We start from the raw sequence: 1,184 nt of genomic DNA, 5'->3' as shown, positions 1-1,184 counted from the left end.
GCGCGGCTTAATTCAGCAACTGTCTTGAAGCGTGCCGTTCAAGCCATTGCCATGCCCTCGGCCCGCAGCTCATCGCGCCGCCTGGCATTGATGATCCCGAGCAGCTTTCGCATGCACGCTACGAGTGCCATCTTGCCCAGCTTTCCGCGGGACCTGAGCTGCTGGTAGTGCGCCTTCATCGTCGGGTCCCAGCGCACAGCCGAGAGCGTGGCCATGTAGAGCGCGACGCGAACCGGGGCGCGGCCGCCGCGGATGCGGCGCTTGCCTTGCCCTTGCCCGCTGTCGCGATTCATCGGCGCCACGCCGATCAGCTTGGCGATCTGCCTTCGGTCCAGATGGCCAAGCTCGGGCAGCAGCGCGAGCACGGTGGCCTGGAACACAGGCCCCAGCCCCTTGCTCGAGCGGAGCGCCGGGGTGGCGTGCTCGGCGATCAGCGCCCTCATCGTCTTCTCGATCGCGGCCAGCTCGCGAGCCAAGGCGGCGAGGGTGCGGGTAACGAGCTTCCTGACCGGAGGTGGCGCCATGGCGGCCTGCTGCTTGTGGGCTTGAAGGGCCACGACAACCTGGCCGCGACGGCGCAGCCAATCGCGGAGCTCGCGTTGCCACGGCGGTGGCGCGACATAGGGTCGCAGGCGATCGGCGAACAGCCGGGCCATGAGCGCAAGCATCCGGGCGTCGATGTGATCGGTCTTGGCCAGCTCGCCGGTGGCGCTGGCGAAGGCGCGGGCCTGTCGTGGATTGACGCGGGCGACCCACAGGCCGGCGTCGCAACAGGCCTCGATCAGCGGCTCCTCGTAGCCGCCGGTGGCTTCGACCACGATCCGGGTGGTCCCGAGCGCCCGCAAGCGCTTGACCAGCTTGGTGATGCCGGCGCGGTTGTTGGCGAACCCCACCACACCCGGCTGCCCATCCACGGCCAGATCCAGACTGGCCTTGCACACGTCGATCCCTGCTGCCGTCATCCCGGTTCTCCGCTACAGTTGAGTGGCCGAGAGCATCGCGCCCGAGGCCCACGCTTATCAGTTCGAGGGCAACCTCGATCAACTGTTCGGGCGCAGGGCGCGAGATCCGGCGTGCGGCCCCTGCTGAATTACGGTGGTGCTGACACCGAGGCGTTATCGGGCGCGCACGCCGGGCTCTCGGCTCTCAGGCTAGGGGAAACTCAAGACATAAGGCGTTAGGCC

Annotated in this window: 1 protein-coding gene; it reads right to left on the bottom strand. The window is 68.0% G+C overall.

Annotation, left to right across the window (positions count from 1 at the left end; genetic code table 11):
* Positions 1-38: 38 nt before the first annotated feature.
* Entirely contained in the window at positions 39-962 is a 924-nt protein-coding gene (locus E2170_RS13715; protein ID WP_133001255.1) for an IS110 family RNA-guided transposase, read from the bottom strand.
* Positions 963-1,184: the final 222 nt, after the last annotated feature.

Source organism: Luteimonas arsenica, from assembly GCF_004352825.1.
GTDB lineage: Bacteria > Pseudomonadota > Gammaproteobacteria > Xanthomonadales > Xanthomonadaceae > Luteimonas > Luteimonas arsenica.
Note: the sequence above shows the minus strand (reverse complement) of the source record. Positions and strands in the feature narration are given on the sequence as shown.